This is a genomic window from Bradyrhizobium sp. CCBAU 45321 (genome assembly GCF_028128975.1).
In the GTDB taxonomy this organism is placed as follows: Bacteria; Pseudomonadota; Alphaproteobacteria; order Rhizobiales; family Xanthobacteraceae; genus Bradyrhizobium; species Bradyrhizobium yuanmingense.
In genome coordinates, this window is sequence record NZ_LFKZ01000126.1 from 70533 (window position 1) to 90866 (window position 20334).

16 protein-coding genes and 1 tRNA gene are annotated in these 20334 nt (G+C 64.8%); 11 read left to right on the forward strand and 6 right to left on the reverse strand.

The window, feature by feature from the left end; translation table 11 throughout:
- Positions 1-12 precede the first annotated feature (12 nt).
- The 3 genes from ACM43_RS23725 to ACM43_RS23735 all read right to left on the reverse strand — a co-directional run bounded on the left by ACM43_RS23725 (position 13) and on the right by ACM43_RS23735 (position 2798).
- Complete coding sequence (locus tag ACM43_RS23725) at positions 13-1287, reverse strand: PQQ-dependent sugar dehydrogenase (protein WP_271543188.1); 1275 nt, start codon at positions 1285-1287, stop codon at positions 13-15.
- A gap of 374 nt (positions 1288-1661) precedes the next feature.
- Positions 1662-2648, reverse strand: a complete 987-nt coding sequence (locus ACM43_RS23730; RefSeq protein WP_271543189.1) for an NAD-dependent epimerase/dehydratase family protein — start codon at positions 2646-2648, stop codon at positions 1662-1664.
- A gap of 75 nt (positions 2649-2723) precedes the next feature.
- Positions 2724-2798, reverse strand: a tRNA-Gly gene (locus ACM43_RS23735).
- A 271-nt stretch (positions 2799-3069) separates the two neighbouring features.
- Between ACM43_RS23735 and trxA the strand changes: the two genes are divergently transcribed.
- Positions 3070-3993, forward strand: coding sequence for a thioredoxin (gene trxA, locus ACM43_RS23740; RefSeq protein ID WP_025033093.1), 924 nt, complete (start codon positions 3070-3072; stop codon positions 3991-3993).
- Positions 3994-4098: 105 nt separating this feature from the next.
- A complete protein-coding gene (locus ACM43_RS23745) occupies positions 4099-4776 on the forward strand; it encodes an LON peptidase substrate-binding domain-containing protein (RefSeq protein WP_128265775.1) in 678 nt (225 codons plus the stop codon).
- 14 nt (positions 4777-4790) lie between these two features.
- On the opposite strand, the gene ACM43_RS23750 is transcribed toward ACM43_RS23745, so the two are convergent.
- Positions 4791-7292, reverse strand: a complete 2502-nt coding sequence (locus ACM43_RS23750) for an EAL domain-containing protein (RefSeq protein ID WP_271543196.1) — start codon at positions 7290-7292, stop codon at positions 4791-4793.
- 344 nt (positions 7293-7636) lie between these two features.
- On the opposite strand from ACM43_RS23750, the gene ACM43_RS23755 reads away from it, so the two are divergent.
- A complete protein-coding gene (locus tag ACM43_RS23755) occupies positions 7637-7834 on the forward strand; it encodes a Trm112 family protein (RefSeq protein ID WP_271543198.1) in 198 nt (65 codons plus the stop codon).
- 68 nt (positions 7835-7902) lie between these two features.
- On the opposite strand, the gene ACM43_RS23760 is transcribed toward ACM43_RS23755, so the two are convergent.
- Complete coding sequence (locus tag ACM43_RS23760; RefSeq protein WP_271543200.1) at positions 7903-9123, reverse strand: ubiquinone biosynthesis hydroxylase; 1221 nt, start codon at positions 9121-9123, stop codon at positions 7903-7905.
- Positions 9124-9326: 203 nt separating this feature from the next.
- On the opposite strand from ACM43_RS23760, the gene tesB reads away from it, so the two are divergent.
- Entirely contained in the window at positions 9327-10190 is an 864-nt protein-coding gene (tesB, locus tag ACM43_RS23765) for an acyl-CoA thioesterase II (RefSeq protein ID WP_036003028.1), read from the forward strand.
- Between the two features lie 140 nt (positions 10191-10330).
- Here the strand turns inward: tesB and ACM43_RS23770 are convergent, their stop codons facing one another.
- Positions 10331-11209: a DUF4339 domain-containing protein gene (locus ACM43_RS23770; protein ID WP_271543204.1), complete on the reverse strand. Its 879-nt coding sequence runs from the start codon at positions 11207-11209 to the stop codon at positions 10331-10333.
- 260 nt (positions 11210-11469) lie between these two features.
- Between ACM43_RS23770 and ACM43_RS23775 the strand changes: the two genes are divergently transcribed.
- From ACM43_RS23775 to ACM43_RS23805, 7 genes are all read left to right on the forward strand, one after another.
- Complete coding sequence (locus ACM43_RS23775; RefSeq protein WP_008142802.1) at positions 11470-11808, forward strand: P-II family nitrogen regulator; 339 nt, start codon at positions 11470-11472, stop codon at positions 11806-11808.
- Between the two features lie 134 nt (positions 11809-11942).
- Positions 11943-13241, forward strand: a complete 1299-nt coding sequence (locus ACM43_RS23780) for an ammonium transporter (protein ID WP_271543206.1) — start codon at positions 11943-11945, stop codon at positions 13239-13241.
- 309 nt (positions 13242-13550) lie between these two features.
- Positions 13551-13889 carry a P-II family nitrogen regulator gene (locus ACM43_RS23785; RefSeq protein ID WP_008142813.1) on the forward strand — a complete coding sequence of 113 codons (339 nt, stop codon included), beginning with the start codon at positions 13551-13553 and terminating at the stop codon, positions 13887-13889.
- A gap of 37 nt (positions 13890-13926) precedes the next feature.
- Positions 13927-15375: an ammonium transporter gene (locus ACM43_RS23790; protein ID WP_157285148.1), complete on the forward strand. Its 1449-nt coding sequence runs from the start codon at positions 13927-13929 to the stop codon at positions 15373-15375.
- A gap of 323 nt (positions 15376-15698) precedes the next feature.
- Positions 15699-16913: an aminotransferase class I/II-fold pyridoxal phosphate-dependent enzyme gene (locus ACM43_RS23795; protein WP_271543208.1), complete on the forward strand. Its 1215-nt coding sequence runs from the start codon at positions 15699-15701 to the stop codon at positions 16911-16913.
- Positions 16914-16922: 9 nt separating this feature from the next.
- Positions 16923-19403, forward strand: coding sequence for a DNA translocase FtsK (locus tag ACM43_RS23800; protein ID WP_271543210.1), 2481 nt, complete (start codon positions 16923-16925; stop codon positions 19401-19403).
- A 152-nt stretch (positions 19404-19555) separates the two neighbouring features.
- Positions 19556-20314 (forward strand): outer membrane lipoprotein carrier protein LolA, encoded by a 759-nt coding sequence (locus ACM43_RS23805; RefSeq protein ID WP_271543686.1) that lies wholly within the window; start codon positions 19556-19558, stop codon positions 20312-20314.
- Positions 20315-20334 lie beyond the last annotated feature (20 nt).

Below are 20334 nucleotides of genomic sequence, written 5' to 3' on the forward strand. Positions count from 1 at the left end.
CGTCAGGTCGCGCTACTTCTTGCTGTAGCTGATGCGATAGATCGCGCCGGCCCAATCGTCGGCCACGAGGATCGATCCGTCCTTGGCGATGATGATGTCGTTGGGACGGCCGAGATAGCCCTGGTCACCCTCGAGCCAGCCGGAGGCGAAGACCTCCCGCTTCGGGTTCTTGCCGTCAGGCCCGACGATCACCCGCACGATCCGCGCGCCCTGGTACTTGTGGCGATTCCAGGAGCCGTGCTCCGCGATCAGGATGTTGTTCTTGTAGTCGGCGGGGAATTGATCGCCGGTGTAGAACTTCATGCCGAGCGGCGCGACATGGGCACCGAGGTTCAGTACGGGCGGCGTGAACTCGGAGCATTTGTGGCCCATCGCGAACTTGTCGTCAGGCAGATTGCCCTGATGGCAATAGGGATAGCCGAAATGCTCGCCGATCCGGTTGATCATGTTCAGCTTGTCCGAGGGCAGATCATCGCTGATCCAGTCGCGGGCATTCTCGGTGAACCAGAGCTTGCCGGTGCGCGGATCGACGTCGCCGCCGACCGAGTTGCGAACGCCAAGCGCCCAGATTTCGGCGTTGCCGGTCTTGGGATCGACGCGCCGGATCTGCGACACACTGGTCGGCGGAATGCCGATGTTGAAGGGCGGTCCGAACGGCAGGAAGAACCAGCCTTCCTTGTCGACCGCGATGTATTTCCAGCCATGCGCGGCATAGGACGGCATGTCGTCATAGACGACCTTGCCCTGGCCGAGATTGTCGAGATTGGCTTCGGCGTTGTCGTAGCGGATCAGCTTGTCGACGGCGATGACGTAGAGCGCACCGTCCCGGAAGGCGAGACCGGTGGGCATGTTCAGGCCCTTGAGGACGGTCTTGACCTCCTTCTTTCCGTTGTTGTCCTTGATGGCATAGACGTTGCCGAGACCGAACGAGCCGACGAACAACGTGCCCTTGTCACCCCAGGCCATCTGCCGCGCGGCCAGCACGCCGGAGGCGTAGACCTCGATCTTGAAGCCCGGCGGCAGCTTGATCTTCTTGACGATGTTGGCGAGCTCGGCGTCGGAGGCGCCGGTCGGCGGGCCCGACGGCGGCGCGAGGCCCTTCTGCGCCTCGGTCTCGTCACCGAGGAACCAATCGTCCGGCGGATGGGTCCAGAATTCCTTGGTGCTGGAATCGTATTTCTTCAGCGGTTTGCTCTTGTCCTGCTGCTGCGCGTTGCCGGCGCCGGTCCCGGCGAGAAGGGCCACGGCTGCAAGCGCTAACACGGATCGATGGAACATCGATGTCATCGCATCACTCCCCTAAGGCAGCCATCAGGGCTGCGCGTTATTTTGTTTTGCTAGTCGAGAGGCGAAGTTTTGAGCCCGTCGGGACGACAGACGCAGAAAGGTTAGCACATCTGCCCATCGTGAGAAGCGCGCCCGATGCAGCGCGGCTGCGCGCAGCAAAAATTGAGACGGAATGTCAATGAACGGATGAACGCTGCGACGACCGCGCCTCGCGCTGCAACGCGGAATCAACAGCGCGCGCGCATCATCGTCGGGCGGTCCGAGGGATGGACATACAAAAGTGCGAAAACAACCCCATGCACAGTAGAACGACGCAAGTTGATCCGCTCCCGGCGACGCCGGACAGTCATTTGAAGCGTCGAGCAAAATATCAATTATGGAGCGACGGGGTAGGGTCCGTCGTCGAACAACGTGTCGTGATAGCCTTTCGATCCGACCTCGCGCGCCAGCGTGCTGCGGAATTCCCGACCATCGCGCAGGCTGCGCAGCACGTGCGCGAAGTCGAATTCGGGTCGCCAGCCAAGCTCCTGCCGCGCGCGCTCGTTGACATAGACCCGGTCAATCGCGGGGAAGAGCCGCCAGCCGCGCGCCGCATAGAGCTGCGCGCACTCCGGATAGAGCTCGCGCACGACAGTGGCGGCATCGCGCGCCAGCGCTCCGAGATGACGTTGCTCGAACGGGCTCGTCGCCGAGACGATGTAGCGGGCGAAGCCGATGCCGGGCGCACGCTCGACGGCAGCTAGATGCGCGCTCACTGCGTCCGCGATATCCAGCCGGCGGTAGAGCATCTCGTTGGCCTGCGCGTTGTCCACCGCGTAGGCCGATCGCATCGCCGGATCGTCGTCGTCCTCCGGAAAGAAGCGCGAGGTCCGCAAGGTCACGACTGGCAAACCGCGCTCGCGAAAGAACAGCTCGCAGAGGTTCTCGGCCATCAGCTTGGTCGTGCCGTAGATGTTCTTCGGCACCGACGGCAGCTCCTCGGTGACCCACACCGCCGCCTGCCCCGCCTCGGGCCGCAGCTGCGAGCCGAACGCGCTGGTAGTGCTGGTGAAAACAAGACTCTTCACGCCGGCTGCCGCGGCCGCCTCGAGCAGGTTCAGCGTGCCTGACACGTTGGTGTCGACAAAATCCTGCTTGGAATGGGTCGCCACATGCGGCTTGTGCAGCGTCGCGGTGTGGATCACCCCGGTGATGCCGTCCATCTGGCGCCGCACGAAGGCGGGATCGACGATGGAGCCTACGGCGTCGGTGAAGGGGGAGGGCTTGAGATCAAGGCCGCGGGCAGGCGAGCCGCGCCCGCGCAGCGCCCGCAGGATGGCCTCGCCAAGGTGACCTGCGCTGCCTGTGACCAGAATTGTCATGTGAGACCCGAACAGCCGCCAGCGGCGCGGAAAACCGCGGCCTGATCCGGTTTGGCTGGATGCTTTGGAGAAAACTGGAGCGGGCGAAGGGGCTCGAACCCTCGACCCCGACCTTGGCAAGGTCGTGCTCTACCACTGAGCTACACCCGCATCCTGTGTCGGTCGCGTGACGCGCCGGCAACGGCTGTCGTATGCCAAAAGCGGGAGGGGAATGCAACAGCTACGGGCGGCCTCAATTCGCAATTCGGACCCCGTATGGAGCCCGAAGCCGGCCAAATCGACCGGATACGTCTCGGAACCGGCGAATCGGGGTGCCTGGATTGAAATTCGGCCCATTCGGCCCAATTTAGGAGCCGACCACAAGCATATGACGCGGCGGCGTGCTAAAGAGCCGCCATTCCAGACATGACGAGGGAATCCCGTGACGATCATCGACCAGGGTAACGGAGCGGCGGGCCCGGCTGCGGCCGACCTGATCAAGGACACCACCACCCAGACCTTCGTGAAGGACGTCATCGAGGAATCGAAGCGCCAGCCCGTGCTGATCGATTTCTGGGCGGAATGGTGCGGCCCCTGCAAGCAGCTCACCCCGGTCCTGGAGAAGGCCGTGAAGGCGGCCAAGGGCAAGGTCAAGCTGGTCAAGATGAACATCGACCACCATCCGGCGATCCCGGGCCAGATGGGCATCCAGTCGATCCCGGCCGTGATCGCCTTCGTCAACGGCCAGCCGGCCGACGGCTTCATGGGTGCGGTGCCGGAGAGCCAGGTCAACGCCTTCATCGAGCGGCTGACCAAGGGCGTCACCGCGCCGGGCGAGGTCAACGTCGCCGAGATCGTGCAGGAGGCCGACGCGGTGCTCGCCGAGGGCGACGCGGCGGCGGCGGCGCAGATCTATGCCGAGGCGCTGCAGCATGATTCGACCAACATCGCGGCGCTTGCGGGCCTTGCGAAGTGCTATGCCGTTTCCGGCGCGATGGAGCAGGCCAAGCAGACGCTGGCCATGGTGCCGGAATCCAAGCGCAACGACCCGGCCGTGAAGGCGGTGCAGACCGCGATCGATCTCGCCGAGCAGGCGAAATCGCTCGGACCGGTTGCCGAGCTGGAACAGAAAGTCGCCGCAAATCCGCTCGATCATCAGGCCCGGTTCGACCTCGCCACCGCGCTCAACGCCCAAGGCAACCGCGCGGCGGCGACCGAGCAGCTGCTCGAGATCATCAAGCGCGACCGCAAATGGAACGACGACGGCGCCCGCAAGCAGCTGGTGCAGTTCTTCGAGGCCTGGGGCGGCACGGATGATGCAACCGTCGAAGGCCGCAAACGTTTGTCGACGATCCTGTTTTCGTAACGGCCTTTTTTGAGCATGATCTGTTCGGAAAACCGCTCCACACTTTGCGCTAACGCGGTCCTTCGGATCCGGATCATGCGCTAGCAACGCCAGGGGACCGGGCAGATGCCGATCAACATCGAATATCGCGGGCCCGCCGATCTCCCGGAGATCATTCCGGTCTTCCCGCTACCGGGCGCGCTGCTGCTGCCCCGCGGCCAGATGCCGCTCAACATTTTCGAGCCGCGCTACCTTTCGATGGTCGACGATTCCTTCCGCGACGGCCATCGCCTGATCGGCATGATCCAGCCCGACATCGCGCATTCTCGGAAGGATTCCGACAAGCCGGCGCTGTTCAGCGTCGGCTGCGTCGGCCGCATCACCCAGCTCGCCGAGTCCGGCGACGGCCGCTACATCCTCGAGCTCACCGGCGTTTCGCGCTTCAAGGTGGTCGAGGAGCTCGAGGTGCTCACCCCCTATCGGCAGTGCAAGGTGGACTTCTTCGCCTATGTCGACGATTTCACCGCGCGCCGCGGCGAGGAGGAGGTCGACCGCGAGGCGCTGCTGGCGGTGCTGGCGGACTTCCTGAAGGCCAACAACCTCAAGGTCGACTGGGAGGGCGTCGAGAGCGCGCCCAATGAAGCCCTCGTCAACGCGCTCGCGATGATGTCGCCCTATGGCCCCGCCGAGAAGCAGGCCATGCTGGAGGCGCCCGACCTGAAGACCCGCGCCGAGATCCTGATCGCCGTCACCGAAATGGACCTCGCCAAGAAGCGCACCAGCGGCGATCCGCCGCTGCAGTGATCGGCAAGCGCGAGCTAAGCGGCAAACTCGCCGGCCTCGGCCCTTCGATCCGCAAGCCGCGCGATCGTCGAGGCCCGTACCGGCGGGCTGAGGTGGAAGCCCTGCGCCTCGACGCAGCCCTCTTGGCGCAGGACCTCCAGCTGCTCGGCGGTTTCGACGCCTTCGGCGGTGGACGTCTTGCCGAGACTCGTGGCGAACTGGACCACGGCCCGCGCGATGCGATGGGGCTCCTCCATCGGATTGGACAGCTCGCTGACGAAGCTGCGATCGATCTTGATCTTGTCGAATGGAAACTTCTGCAGAAAGCTGAGCGACGAATAGCCGGTGCCGAAATCGTCGAGGGCAATCCGCACTCCGAGCTCGCGAAGCTGGCTGAGTGCTGCGAATACGATCCCGCTGTCGTGCATGATGACGGTTTCGGTGACCTCGAGCTCGAGCCGATCTGAAGCGATCCCCGAAGCCGCCAGTGCGCCCACGATCGTCGACACGAGCTCCTTGCTCCTGAATTGCGCTGGAGACAGATTGACCGCGATCTTCAAGTCGGAACGCCATTTCGCCGCTTCGGCACAGGCGGTTCTCAACACCCAATCCCCCAGCGGCAGGATCAAGCCGGTTTCCTCTGCGACGGGAATGAATTCGCCGGGCGAGACCAGACCGCGCTCGGGATGATGCCAACGCAGCAACGCCTCGAAGCCACAGGTCTCGCCGCTCTTCAAATTGACGAACGGCTGGTAGTGGAGTTCGAATTCGCTCCTCGCAAGCGCCTTCCGCAAATCCCGCTCCAGGTTGCGGCGCGCCTGCAGGAGCCGGTCCAGCTCCGGCTCGAAGAAGCGGAATGCGCCACGTCCGCCGCTCTTGGCCGAGTAGAGGGCAAGATCTGCGCTCCTGAGGATCGTGTCGGAATCGGCGCCGTCTCGGGGCGCAAGGGCGATCCCGATGCTGGTGCCTACGACGACCTGATGATCGCCGAGATCGAACGGCTCGCTGAGCGCGCCATGGATCGTCTCGGCGAGAGAGGCCGCGTCCGCAGCCGGATTGGTCACGTAGTCGACGATTGCGAATTCGTCGCCGCCCAGTCGGGCGACGAACGTCGTTTCCCTGACGCAGTCCAGCAAGCGCGCCGCGACCGAGCGCAGCAGCAGGTCGCCCGCCGGATGTCCGAGCGTGTCGTTGACCTCCTTGAAGCGGTCGAGATCGAGCAAGAGAACCGCCAAATGTAGGTTTCCGCCACGCGTATCGGCAAGAGCGGGCTCCAGACGCGCCTTGAGCAGCACGCGGTTCGGCAACTCGGTGAGCGCATCGTGTTCCGCCATGTAGGTGATCTTCGCTTCGGACCGGCGTTGCTCGGTGACATCCAGATGCGTAGCCACCCAGCCGCCGCCGGCCATCGGCTGCCGCGTCACGCAGATCAGCCGCCCATCGGCAAACGCATCGATGCGGCTCGAAACGACATGGATCGGCAGCGCATCGAGCCTGGCGATCTGCCGTTCGGCGGCGAAATCGCTGGCCTCGCCTTCGAGTACGCCGCTCGTGACGCGATGTCTGATGATGTCGCGGTGCGGAGTTCCCGCACGCAGCAATTCCGGGGGCAGCCGGTACAACCGGGCGTAACGCTCGTTGCAGATGACGAGCCGCTTCTCGGCGTCGAACATGCAAAGGCCTTCGACCATGTGGTTGATGGCCGTGTCCAGCCTCAGCTTCTGCTCCTTGAGCTCGTTCTGCGACCCTTCGAGCTGCTGCCGGGCGATGGAGAGCTGGCTGATGATCTCCTCGAACCTGGCAGTTCTGGTCGCCAGACGACGATCGGCCAGCACGCCGATCAGGCTCATGCCCAGCACGGACAATGCGACGCCGGCGATGGCGAGCGCGAGGAAGGCCGGAGACAGCGAAAGCGTATCGGTCGCGAGCGCCGGATCCGGTGTGATCTTCACGGCGCCCATGGCCGTGAAGTGATGCGACACGATGGCGAGCGTCAGCAGGGTGGCGGCTGCCAGCGTGCCGCTATAACCCTGACGGGTGAGCGCTGCCGCCAGCGCAGCGTAGCCGAAACACATGCCCAGAACGATGGAGAGGAGCACGAGGTCCACGGACCAGGAGACTCGGCCCGGCACTTCGAGCGCCCACATTCCGAGATAGTGCATGCTGGCAATGCCGCCGCCGATGATGACGCCGCCAGCCGCCGCGCGCCAGCGGCCGGACGTGACGACCGCGACGCCGAAGCCGACCGAGGTCAGCAGCATTGCCGCCGCGAGAGAGGACGCCGTTAACACGATGCCGTAGCCCGTGGAGACCCCGGGCTCGTAGGCGAGCATCGCGACGAAATGCGTAGCCCAGATCCCGTATCCGATGGCCGCGCCGGCAATGGCGATCCAGATCCACCGGGTTCTCCCGCGCGTTGCGATCGCGCGGTGGAAGATGCTGACCGCGACGATGCTGGCAACGAAGCAGACCAGAGCAGCGAGCACGACGAGCCGCCAATCGTGCTCGGCCGTAAGACAGGAGAAAACGCGGAACATTCAGTCTCGCCCCATCGTCGATATTGTTGATATTGTCGATGCTGGACCGGCTAATCGCCCTTCGCGTTAATTTTGTGCCGCGCCTGATCGCATGCTTAGCGCCACGTCAACACCGTCCGGAAAATTTGATCTTTCGGGCTAACACGTTCCGCGCGCCGGTCGCGCCGGAAGCCCGCTGCGCGCGTTTGCGGATTACGCTCTGGAGATGGCCGCGGATGCGTGGGCTCGCCCGTCAATCACGGCCGCGGACGATGCTCGGCGAGCTCCTGGCGATGGTCTCCGCCTAAAGCGCGATGGCGGGCGCGAATTTCTATGCTAAAGGCAGGCAAGTGCCGGAGACTTCCATGAACGCGCCCAACGAACGTCCCGAAGCCAGCGTCGATCCAAAATTGCTGGAGATCCTGGTCTGCCCGCTGACCAAGGGCCCGCTGGAATTCGATTCTGAGCGGCAGGAGCTGATCTCGCGCAGCGCCAAGCTCGCTTATCCCATTCGCGACGGCATCCCGATCATGCTGCCGGAAGAGGCGCGCAAGATCGATTGATAACAGCGAGTGGGGAGTGGCGAATGGCGAATGGACCTACTCGCTATTCGCCACTCACCATTCGCCCCTTACAACGCCTCGCCCTTCAACAGCCGCGGCACCTCGCCGGTGAGGCCTGCGGCCTGGCGGATGAAGAGGTTCTTCAGCGGCGGGGCGCGGTCGACGAGGCCGAGGCCGATGTCGCGCACCGTGCGCAACAGCGTCGACTGGTTGGAGAACAGGAAGTTCAGCGAGTTGGTGGCGACGCCCATCGCCATCGTGTCGAACCGGCGCCAGCGCTGGTAGCGTTCGAGCACGTCCGCCCCGCCGATATCCAGGCCGAGCCGCGCGGCATCTACCACCACTTCCGCCAGCGCAGCGACGTCCTTCAGGCCCATGTTGAGGCCCTGGCCCGCGATGGGGTGGATGACATGGGCGGCGTCGCCGACCAGCGCGAGGCGCTCGGCGATGAAGGACCGCGCGACGAAATAAGACAGCGGAAACGCCCGCGGCTTGTCGAGCACCTTGACCTCGCCGAGATGCAGGCCGAAGCGCTGCTCGAGCTCGGCGTGGAATTCCTCGTCGCTGAGGGCGATGATGCGCGCGGCCTCAGTGCGGCGCTCGGTCCACACCAGCGAGGAGCGTTTGCCGGTGAGCGGCAGGATCGCGAACGGGCCGGCCGGCAGGAAGTGTTCCTCGGCGCGGCCCTCGTGATCGCGCTCGTGGCCGACGGTGACGACGATGCCGGACTGGTCGTACTCCCAGCCATGGGTGACGATGCCGGCGCGCTCGCGCAGCTTCGACCGCGCGCCATCGGCGGCGACCAAGAGGCCCGCCGCGATCACGCTGCCGTCGCCGAGCGTCACGTCGATGCCGTCAGTGCGCGCATCGTAGGACGCGACCGGGGTGGCGCGAAGATCGATGCCCTCGGCCTCGGCGCGCACCACCAGCGCGTCGATCAGGCGGCGATTCTCGACCATGTGGGCGAACGGCTCGCCCGGCGCGACATCGCCGGCGAAGTTCAGGAACACCGGGCGGGTGGCGTCCTCGAGTTTGGAATCGGTGACGACCATGTCGAGGATCGGCTGGGCCTCATCCCGGACGTCGTCCCAGGCGCCGATCGTCTCGAACAGGCGGCGGCAGGCGGCGACGATCGCGGTGGCGCGGGGGTCGCGGCTCGGCCGCGTGCCGAGCGCGGGATCGGCGACGACGATTGGGATCTCGGGCCCGAGCCCCTGGCGTAGCGCCAAGGCCAGCGCAAGGCCGGCAAACGCGCCGCCACCGATGACAATGCTACCCTGTACCGACATACCAAAGCTTCCCGGACAATTCTCGGTCTTGCTAGCAGACTTGAGCTGGGCGAAACAGTGCGGTGAAACGAGGACCGCTAGCCCTTCGTTCCGTCATTCCGGGGCGCGTAACGCGCGTACCGGAATCCGGAGGTTTATCAGCTCGAGATTTCGGGTTCGCACCGCGTGCGCCCCGGAATGAGGCATCACTGGAAAGCACCATCATGTCCAAAGGACTGATCGACCTCATCGGGATCCTCGACCTCGAGCAGCTCGAGGTGAACCTGTTCCGCGGCAACAGCCCGAAGACGAGCTGGCAGCGGGTGTTCGGCGGCCAGGTGATCGGGCAGGCGATGGTCGCGGCCTGCCGCACCGTGGAGGGCCGGCTGCCGCATTCGCTGCATTGCTATTTCATCCTGCCGGGCGATCCGCAGATCCCGATCATCTATCAGGTCGAGCGCCTGCGCGACGGCAAAAGCTACTCGACTCGCCGCGTCACCGCGATCCAGCACGGCAATGCGATCTTCTCGATCATGGTCTCGTTCCACGCCGAGGAGGAGACTGCGTTCGACCACCAGGACAAGATGCCGGACGTGCCGCCGCCGGAAAAGCTCACGGCGGAGGAGGTGGCGAAGCAGCCGATGTTCAAGGAGATGCCGGACTTCATCCGCCGCTACTACGAATCCGATCGGCCGATCGAGCTGCGCCCGGTCGAGCTCGGCCGTTATTTCGGCCAGAAGATCGACGACGGCCGCATCCACGTCTGGATCAAGACCGCCGCCAAGCTGCCCGACGATCCGGCGCTGCACATGTGCGCGCTCGCTTACGCCTCGGACTTCTCGCTGCTCGATGCGATCATGGCGCGCTATGGCCGCACGCTGTTCGACAAGCGCATGATGCCGGCGAGTCTCGACCACGCGATGTGGTTCCATCGCCCGTTCCGCGCCGACGAATGGCTGCTCTACGCGCAGGATTCGCCGAGCGCGCAATCGGGCCGGGGCCTGACCCGCGGCTCGATCTTCAAGCCGGACGGCACGCTGGTCGCCTCCGTCGCGCAGGAAGGCTCGGTGCGCGAACGGAAGGCCTGATCGCTTCTAAAGCGCGATGCGATTAGGATGAATCGTCATCGCGCTTTAGGTTATTGTTTGAGCATGATCTTTCGGAAAACCGCTTCACACTTTTCCGGATCATGCTCTAGCGCGACGAGCAGCGCCTGAAGCCGTTCAGATCATGCCCCGAGCGAGCCGCGCGGCGCGAGCTCGGTCTGCGAGGCGAACCAGTTCATGATCCAGCGGTACACCCACGGGATCGGGATGATGAAGCACATCAGGATGGCGGCCACGATGCCGCGCCAGAGGATATCGAGACCGCTGCCCTTGAAGACGATCTCGCGCCGCGTGCCCTCGATGTTGCGGCAGAACCAGCGCATCTGCGCCGCGGCCACCCAGGCCCAACCGATGATGGTGATGATGGAGATCGCGAACAGCAGGTTCCAGCCGATATAGGCCCAGACCGAACCGGTGAAGCTGAGGCCCAGCGGCTGCCCGTTGGAGGCGAGGTTCGCGACCATCCATTTGATCAGCAGCCAGTAGAGCACGATCTGCACGATGAACAGCAGATTGCTCAGGATCTCACTGCCGACGAAGCCAAGCGCGATGGCGAGAACGATGAAGCCGAAATACCACGGCACCAACGTCATCGCATTGCCGGTGAAGCCGAGGTTCGGCCGCCCGGGGACGTTCACGCAGGAGACGATCCATCTGGTGTACCAGACGAAGGCCCAGGGCGCCGGGATGACGAAGATCATTCCAATCAGCAGGACGATGCTGCGCCAGGTGAATTCGAGGATGCTGAAATCGACCGAGAGCGATCCACCGCTTGCATAGCCGGCGGTGCCGCCATAGCCACTTCCGCCCGTCGGGACCATCGGCGGCGCACCGCCGCCGATCAGGCCGGGAATTTCGGCGGCCTTCTGCCAGCCGGCCATGCCCTCGGTCCAGACCAAGGTGTCCGGACGCACGACGCCCTGGGCAACGAGGTCGCGGAATTGCCCTTCCGGAAAGGGCCCCTGCTGCTTGCCCTCGGATGCGTAAAACCAACTCGCCATGGAACGTCCCCCTCGAACTTACGTATGTACCGGCCGGGACGCTTCGGTTCACGCCTGGGTTCACCGCATCCATGCCAAAAATGCATTGTGAATGATGAACAGCTGCCCTGTACAGAGGCGGCCGTTCACATGACCGCTCTTGGCCAAACGTTTTTCCGCTTCAATCTGCAACTTTTTTGTGCCATTTGCCCGGAAAGATGCCAGATTGACGCAGCGCCGGGGACATACGGCGCGGCGCATCCCGGGGAATAGGCCTGACCATGAAACTCGTCGTCGCGATCATCAAACCCTTCAAGCTCGATGAGGTCCGCCAGGCCCTGACGGCGATCGGCGTGCACGGCATGACCGTGACCGAGGTGAAAGGCTATGGCCGGCAGAAGGGCCACACCGAGATCTATCGCGGCGCCGAATATGTCGTGAACTTCCTGCCGAAGCTGCGCATCGAGATCGCGGTCGCTTCCGACGTCGCCGACAAAGCGGTCGCCGTGATCACCGCGACGGCGCGCACCGGCCAGATCGGCGACGGCAAGATCTTCGTCACGCCGATCGACCACGCGCTGCGCATCCGCACCGGCGAGACCGACAGCGACGCGCTCTGACTTTTTGTTTTGACGCGTTTTCTTCACGCGAACCAGTATCCACTTCGCTCGAAAACGCTTTGACACGACTGCTTCGATCGCACCGGGCAAATACGCCACGATGTGCGACGCCAATTGATGCCGGGGGGAACGATATGGCGGGATTGTCGCGCCGCGCAGCTGCCATGGCTGCGCCAATCGGATTTGTGTCCATCCTAGCTGCGCCGGCGCACGCGGCAAACGAGATCAGCACCGCCGACACCGCCTGGATGATCGTCGCGACAGCGCTGGTGCTGATGATGACGATCCCGGGGCTTGCGCTGTTCTATTCCGGCATGGTGCGCAAGAAGAACGTGCTCGCCACCATGGCGCAGAGTCTGGCCGCGGTGACGCTGATCTCCATTCTCTGGGTGGCGTTCGGCTACTCGCTGTGCTTCGTCGGCGACGGCCCCTGGATCGGCACGCTCGATCGCTGGTTTCTCGCCGGCATGACCATGGACAGCGTCAACCCCGCGGCGAAGACGATCCCGGAATCACTGTTCATGCTGTACCAGATGACGTTTGCCATCATCACGGTGGCGCTGGTCGCGGGCTCGGTCGCCGACCGCATGCGGTTCTCCGCCTATCTGCTGTTCTCGGTCGCCTGGTTCATCTTCGTCTACATTCCGCTGGCGCATTGGGTGTGGGGCGGCGGCTTCCTCGCCAGCATGGGCGTGCTCGATTTCGCCGGCGGTCTCGTCGTGCATCTGTCGGCCGGCACCGGCGGCCTCGTTGCAGCCAAGGTGATGGGACGCCGTCACGGCTACGGCACCGAGAATCTCGCGCCGTTCGATCTGTCGCTCGCGGTGATGGGCACCGGCCTGTTGTGGGTCGGCTGGTTCGGCTTCAACGGCGGCTCGGCGGGCGCGGCCAATTCGCGCGCGGTGATGGCGATCATCGCCACCCATCTGGCCGCCTGCGCCGGCGCGCTGACCTGGGGCGCGATCGAATGGTCGACGCGGCGCAAGCCCTCGGTGCTCGGCATGATCTCCGGCGCGGTCGCAGGTCTCGGCACCATCACGCCTGCCTCGGGCTTCGTCGCGCCATGGCACGGCATCGTCATCGGCATCATCGCCGGTGCGCTCTGCTATTGGGCCTGTACCTGGCTGAAGCACCGCTTCAACTACGACGATTCGCTCGACGTCTTCGGCGTCCACGGCATCGGCGGCCTGACCGGCACCCTGCTTGCCGGCGTGTTCGCGACCAGCGCCATCGGCGGCACCGCCGGTCTGCTGGAGGGCCATCCGCAACAGCTCCTGATCCAGTTCTATGGGGTCGCAGTCGCCTTCGCTTGGTCAGCGGGCATCAGCTTCATCCTGCTCAAGCTGGTCGGCCTGTTCGTGCCATTGCGCGTATCCCGTGAGCACGAGCTTGAGGGACTGGATATTTCGCAGCACGGTGAAGCGCTGCAATAAGCGTTGTCGCTACGCAAATACCGTCCGGCTGCCCGACACGTGAGCAACATTGTGTCGGGAGCCTGTCCTGCTGCAGTTTTGAGCAGGCGTGACCATCTTTTGAGCGCGACGTAATAGCGCACTGCATTGCAACACCCGCCGAAGGCGAAAACGCCCGTTTTCATAGTCCGTTAGGCAATGCGCCCGATCTGGCACGGCATTTGATTCTAGGGGTCCGGCTGTGCCCGCGTAGTGAAACTTCTCCCTCGTGGCGAACCAGTCGAGAACGCCCGGCCACGTCCGGACCGGGCCCAAGCGGGGATAGGACCCATGAAAATTGTTATGGCGATCATCAAGCCATTCAAGCTTGAAGAAGTCCGTGACGCCCTGACCGCCATCGGCGTTCACGGTCTCACGGTGACGGAAGTCAAGGGGTATGGCCGCCAGAAGGGCCATACGGAAATCTATCGCGGCGCCGAATATGCCGTGAGCTTCCTGCCCAAGATCAAGATCGAGGTCGCTGTCGCCTCCGACCAGGTCGACAAGACCATCGACGCCATCACGTCCGCCGCGAAAACCGGACAGATCGGCGACGGCAAGATCTTCGTCATCAACCTCGACCACGCGGTGCGCATCCGCACCGGCGAGGCCGATGCCGCGGCCCTCTGATTTCGCGCTCAACCTTATTCAAGCAGGAGTAAACAATATGACGTTCAAGCGTCCCTATGGCGCGGGACTGGCGGCTCTCGCAGTCGGCCTGTTCGCTGCGACCGCAGCCTACGCCGAGCCAACGGTCAACAAGGGAGACAACGCCTGGATGCTGACATCGACAGTGCTGGTGCTGTTGATGACGATCCCCGGCCTCGCGCTGTTCTACGGCGGTCTGGTCCGTTCCAAGAACATGCTCTCGGTCCTGATGCAGGTGTTCTACACCGTCTGCGTCGTCACCGTGATCTGGGCCGTGTACGGTTACAGCCTCACCTTCACCGGAGGCTCGGACTTCATCGGCGGCTTCTCCAAGGCCTTCATGATGGGCGTCACCACCGATACGAAGGCAGCGACCTTCTCGGTCGACGCCAACATCTCCGAACTCATCTACGTCTGCTTCCAGATGACCTTCGCGGCGATCACGCCCGCCCTGATCGTCGGCGCCTTCGCCGAGCGCATGAAGTTCTCGGCCATCGCGCTCTTCATTCCGCTCTGGGTTACCCTGATCTATTTCCCGATCGCGCACATGGTCTGGTACTGGCAGGGCCCGGACCTGATCCAGGATGCGGCCAAGGCGCTCGCTGCCGCCACTGACGCTGCGGCAAAGACCGCGGCCCAGGCCAAGCTCGACGAGCTCAACGCCGACGCCGGCTGGATCTTCAAGATGGGCGCGATCGACTTCGCGGGCGGCACCGTGGTGCACATCAACGCCGGCATCGCCGGGCTCGTCGGCGCTCTGCTGATCGGCAAGCGCGTCGGTTACGGCAAGGAACTAATGGCTCCGCACTCGCTGACCATGTCGATGATCGGCGCCTCGCTGCTCTGGGTCGGCTGGTTCGGCTTCAACGCCGGCTCCAACCTGGAAGCTAGCGGCGGCGCGGCGCTCGCCATGACCAACTCCTTCGTCGCCACCGCGGCCGCTGCGCTGTCGTGGATGTTCGCGGAGTGGATCATCAAGGGCCATCCGTCGGTGCTCGGCGTGATCTCCGGCGCCGTCGCGGGCCTCGTGGCCGTCACGCCTGCGGCCGGCTTTGCCGGCGTCATGGGCGCGATCGTCCTCGGCCTCGTGGTCGGCGTGGTCTGCCTGTTCTTCTGCACCGTCGTGAAGAACGCGCTGGGCTACGACGACTCCCTCGACGTGTTCGGCGTGCACTGCGTCGGCGGCATCGTCGGCGCCATCGGCACCGGCATTCTCGTCAACCCCGCGCTCGGCGGCGCCGGCATCATCGACTACTCGGCGATCCCGCCGAAGGTCGCCGATTACGACTTCGCCACCCAGATGCTCGCCCAGATCAAGGCCGTCTGCACCACGCTGGTGTGGTCGGGCATCGGCTCGGCGATCCTCTTCAAGGTCGTCGATGTGATCGTTGGCCTCCGCGCCAATGTCGAGAGCGAGCGTGAAGGCCTCGACATCACCGAGCACACCGAGCGCGCCTACAACATGTAACCGTCTCCTCCCGGGCGCGGTCGCTTCGGGGACCGCGTCCACAACTACGGTTCGGGCACATACCCGGCAATGCCCTGACCGTTGAGGGGCTCCAGCGCAAGCTGGAGCCCCTTTCTTTTGATGGCTCCGCCTGCAGGCACCTCCAGGGGAGGGTGGACCGTCCATGCACGCCCCTATCTCGCCCCATTTTTCCCGCGCTGGACGCGGGCGGCGGCCGATGGTTAATCGCGTCTTAACCTCGCCCTATCTATGGTGAACTGAACCGCTTCCCGCCGGCGCCTATGGTAGCGACCGGCCGTTCCAAGAGTACTGGCGCCCAACGAATGGCTCTGACCGCTTCATCCCGTGCGCCGCAGGGCGGTAATGGCTCCGATTCCGAACGCTCGCCCTTCGTCCGGCTGAACGAGCTGCTGGCCCCGCATCAGCCGGGCAAGCCCTTGATTTCGCTTGCGGTCGGCGAGCCCCAGCATCCCGTACCCGACTTCGTCGGCCCGGTGCTGGCCAAGCACATCGCCGATTTCGGCCGTTATCCCGCGAACAAGGGGACCGACCCGTTCCGCAACGCCGCCGGGGCCTGGCTGTCGACGCGGTTCAAGCTGCCGCGGCCGCTCGACCCGGAGAGCGAGATTCTCGTCCTCAATGGCAGCCGCGAGGGGCTGTTCCTCGCCGCGATCGCGGCCGCGCGCTATGTCGGCCCGCGTCCGGGCAAGCCCGCGATCCTGATGCCGAACCCGTTCTATCCGGTCTACGGCGCGGGCGCGCTTGCGGCCGCTTGCGAGCCGGTCCATCTGCCGACCACGGTCGAGAACGGCTTCCTGCCCGACCTCGACGCCATCAATGAGGCGACCCTGGCGCGCACGGTGGCGTTCTACCTGGCTTCGCCCGCCAATCCGCAGGGCTCGGTCGCGAGGCCCGGCTATTTCAAACGCTTGAAGCAGCTCGCCGACCGCTACGGCTTCGTGATCCTAAGCGACGAATGTTATTCCGAGATCTACACCCGCGAGGCACCCGGCAGCGCGCTGGAATGCGCCGGCCCCGACTTCACACGCGTTGTCGCGTTCCAGTCACTGTCGAAGCGCTCCAACCTGCCGGGCCTGCGCGTCGGCTTTGCCGCCGGCGACAGGAAGTTCATCGGCATGTTCCTCGAGCTGCGCAACATCGCAGCGCCCCAGGTGCCGGTGCCGCTGCAGCATGTCGCGACGGTCGCCTATGGCGACGAGGCGCATGTCGAGGAGAATCGGCGGCTGTACCGGATCAAGTTCGACCTCGCCGACCAGATCATCGGCAATCGTTACGGCTATCGCCGCCCCGATGCCGGCTTCTGCGTCTGGCTCAACACCTCCGAGATCGGCGACGACGTGTCGGTGACGCTCAAGCTGTTCAGGGAAGCCGGCGTGCGCGTGGTGCCCGGCAGCTTCCTAGCGCGACAGCAGCCTGACGGATTCAATCCCGGCGCAGGCTATATCCGCCTCGCGCTGGTGCAGGACGGCGAGACCACGGCGCAGGCGCTGCACCGGCTGGTCGAGACTCTGGGTTAGGCGGGGCCCGTGAGCATGTCGGCAATCGAACGCGTCATTCCTCTGGTCGGCCATCTGCCGCCCTCGATCCGCGAGGGGCTGGCGCGGCGCATGCGCGAGCTCGCCGGCCTCGGCCTGATCGCGCTGGCGGGCGTCGCCGCGACGGCGCTGATGACGTGGTCGGTGCAGGACCCCAGCCTCAGCCACGCGACGTCGCGGCCGATCCGCAACATCCTCGGCTATGCCGGCGCGATCGGCGCCGATCTCGCCATGCAGATCCTGGGGCTCGGCGCGATCATGCTGGTCCTGACCGTTGCGGTCTGGGGCTGGCGCATGATGACGCATCGGCCGTTCGACCGCGAGGCGCTGCGGCTCGGCTCCTGGATTCTCTGCACGGTGATCGCGGCAGGCTTCGTCAGTTGCTTTCAGCATGGCGGGGCCTGGCCGCTGCCGACCGGCCTCGGCGGCGTGGTCGGCGATGCGCTGGTGCGCGCCCCCGCGGTGATCTTCGGGCCGGCCGGTACGATCTATCGCATCGTGCTGGGCACGATCCTGTTCGCCGCGATGACCGCGACCTTCCTGATCGCCTGCGGCCTCGGCGCGCGTGAGCAGGACGACGAGACCGCTGAGGTCGCCGATGACGACAAGCCGCTCGACGAAGACGAGGAGAGCGATCGGGGTTCGGTCTCGCTGGGCTGGCTGTTCCATGCATTGATGAGCACCAAGGCGCGGCTGATCTGGCTGTGTGGTGCCGCCTACCGCTCGCTGGTCTCGAGCGGACCGAAGACCAAGGCCGCCCAGTTCAGCCGGCAGGAGCCGAATCTCGGCGGCGGCCGCTCGGCGCCGTCGATCTCGCCGCAGTCTCAAGACGAGGACTACGAGGACGAGCACGAAGACGAATTGGAGGACGAGGAGGAGGAAGAGGAGGAGCCCGCCGCGCGCGCCCCGAAGAAGAAAGCCGCGCCGAAGCCCGCTTCCAAGAAATCCTCGGACAAGTTCGACCTCCCGTCCGTCTCCATGCTGGCCGCACCGAAGGCCGGCGATCGCCAGCCGCTCAGCAAGGCCGAGCTGGAGAACAATTCCCGTTCGCTCGAAGGCGTGCTGCAGGATTTCGGCGTGCGCGGCGAGATCGTGAAGGCCAATCCCGGTCCCGTCGTTACGCTCTACGAGCTGGAGCCGGCGCCCGGCATCAAGTCCTCGCGCGTGATCGGCCTTGCCGACGATATCGCCCGCTCGATGAGCGCGCTGTCGGCGCGCGTCGCCGTCGTGCCCGGCCGCAACGCGATCGGCATCGAGCTGCCGAACGCGCATCGCGAGAAAGTCTATTTGCGCGAATTGCTGGTGGCGAAGGAGGCGACCGACACGGTGGCGAAGCTACCGCTCTGCCTCGGCAAGACCATCGGCGGCGACCCCGTCATCATCGACCTCGCCCGCACCCCGCACATGCTGATCGCCGGTACCACCGGCTCGGGCAAGTCGGTCGCGATCAACACCATGATCCTCAGCCTGGTCTACCGGCTGCGGCCGGACCAGTGCCGCCTGATCATGGTCGATCCGAAGATGCTCGAGCTCTCCGTCTATGACGGCATTCCCCATCTGCTCACGCCTGTCGTGACCGACCCGAAGAAGGCGGTGGTCGCGCTGAAATGGGCCGTGCGCGAGATGGAAGAGCGCTACAAGAACATGGCCAAGCTCGGTGTGCGCAACATCGACGGTTACAACACGCGCCTGCTCGAATTGAAGGCCAAGGGCGAGGAGCCGACGCGCACGGTGCATACCGGCTTCGACAAGGAAACCGGCAAGGCGATCTACGAGGAAGAGAAGCTCTCGCTCGATCCGCTGCCCTACATCGTCATCATCGTCGACGAAATGGCCGACCTGATGATGGTCGCCGGCAAGGACATCGAAGGCGCGGTGCAGCGTCTGGCGCAGATGGCGCGCGCCGCCGGCCTGCACGTGATCCTGGCGACGCAGCGTCCGTCGGTCGACGTCATCACCGGCACCATCAAGGCGAACTTCCCGACCCGCATCGCCTTCCAGGTCACCTCCAAGATCGACAGCCGCACCATTCTGGGCGAGATGGGCGCCGAACAGCTGCTCGGCCAGGGCGACATGCTCTACATGGCGGGCGGCGGCCGTATCAGCCGCGTGCACGGACCGTTCGCCTCCGACGAGGAAGTCGAGAAGGTGGTGCGTCACCTCAAGACGCAGGGACAGCCGGAATATCTCGAAGCCGTCACCGCCGAAGAGCCGACCGAGGACGAGGACGGTGCCGTGTTCGACGCCACCGGCATGGGCGGCGATGGCGGCGGCGATCTCTTCCAGCAGGCGGTTGCGATCGTCAAACGCGATCGCAAGGCCTCGACCAGCTACATCCAGCGCCGTCTGCAAATCGGCTACAACCGCGCCGCATCGCTGATGGAGCGCATGGAACTGGAGGGCATCGTCGGCCCCGCCAACCATGCCGGCAAGCGCGAGATTCTGGTCGAGGAAGAAGACAGCCATATGTGAGGCGAGGAGCCTCTGAGCAACATTTCACGCAAATTCGATATCTGCTTTTGCCCGAAATCACGGTAAAAGGGCGCCCAGCCACACAGGACGACGCGTTGATCAGACATCCGGACATTCGATTCGCTGCCACCATCGCCGCGCGAAGCGCGCGCGTGGCCGGCGTGCTTCTCGTCACCGCCGCGATAGTGACCGCTGCGTCGTTCGCTCAGACCGTGCCGGTGCCGAAACCCGCGCCGAAGGGGCGTGACGGCGGCGCATCCGCCGGCGGACCGGCCGTCACCGGCGCGACGCAGGCGCCGCCCAATCCGGTGATCCCGGATCCGCGGCGCAACGTTCCGAGCAGCATCTTCCAGACCTTCGACGCCAACCAGAAAGCGCAGGCGGCCAAGGTCAGTGCCTATCTGTCGTCGCTGCAGACGTTGGTCGGGAATTTCGTCCAGGTCGGTCCCGACGGCAGCAAGACGCAGGGCGATTTCTACATCCAGAAACCCGGCAAGGTACGCTTCGAATATGACGCGCCGAGCCCGATCGACATCGTCGCCGACGGCTCCTCGCTCGTTGTGCGCGACCGCAAGCTCGCGACTCAGGACGTCTACCCGCTGTCGCAGACGCCGCTGCGCTTTCTCCTGTCCGACCGCATCGACCTGATGAAGGACACCAATGTCGTTGGCGTCTCGGCCGACGACGTCTTCGTCAGCGTCACCATCGAGGAGAAGCAGGCCCTGGTCGGCACCAGCCGCCTGCTGCTGATGTTCGGCGCCAAGGACGGCCAGCTCAAGCAGTGGACCGTCACCGATCCGCAGGGCTACGACACGACGATCGCGGTGTACAATCTGGACTCGAGCAAGAAGCTCGACCCCAACATGTTCAAGATCGATTTCACCAATTACAACACGCCATCGCGGGGTTGAGCGCTCCGCTGCCGTAGGGT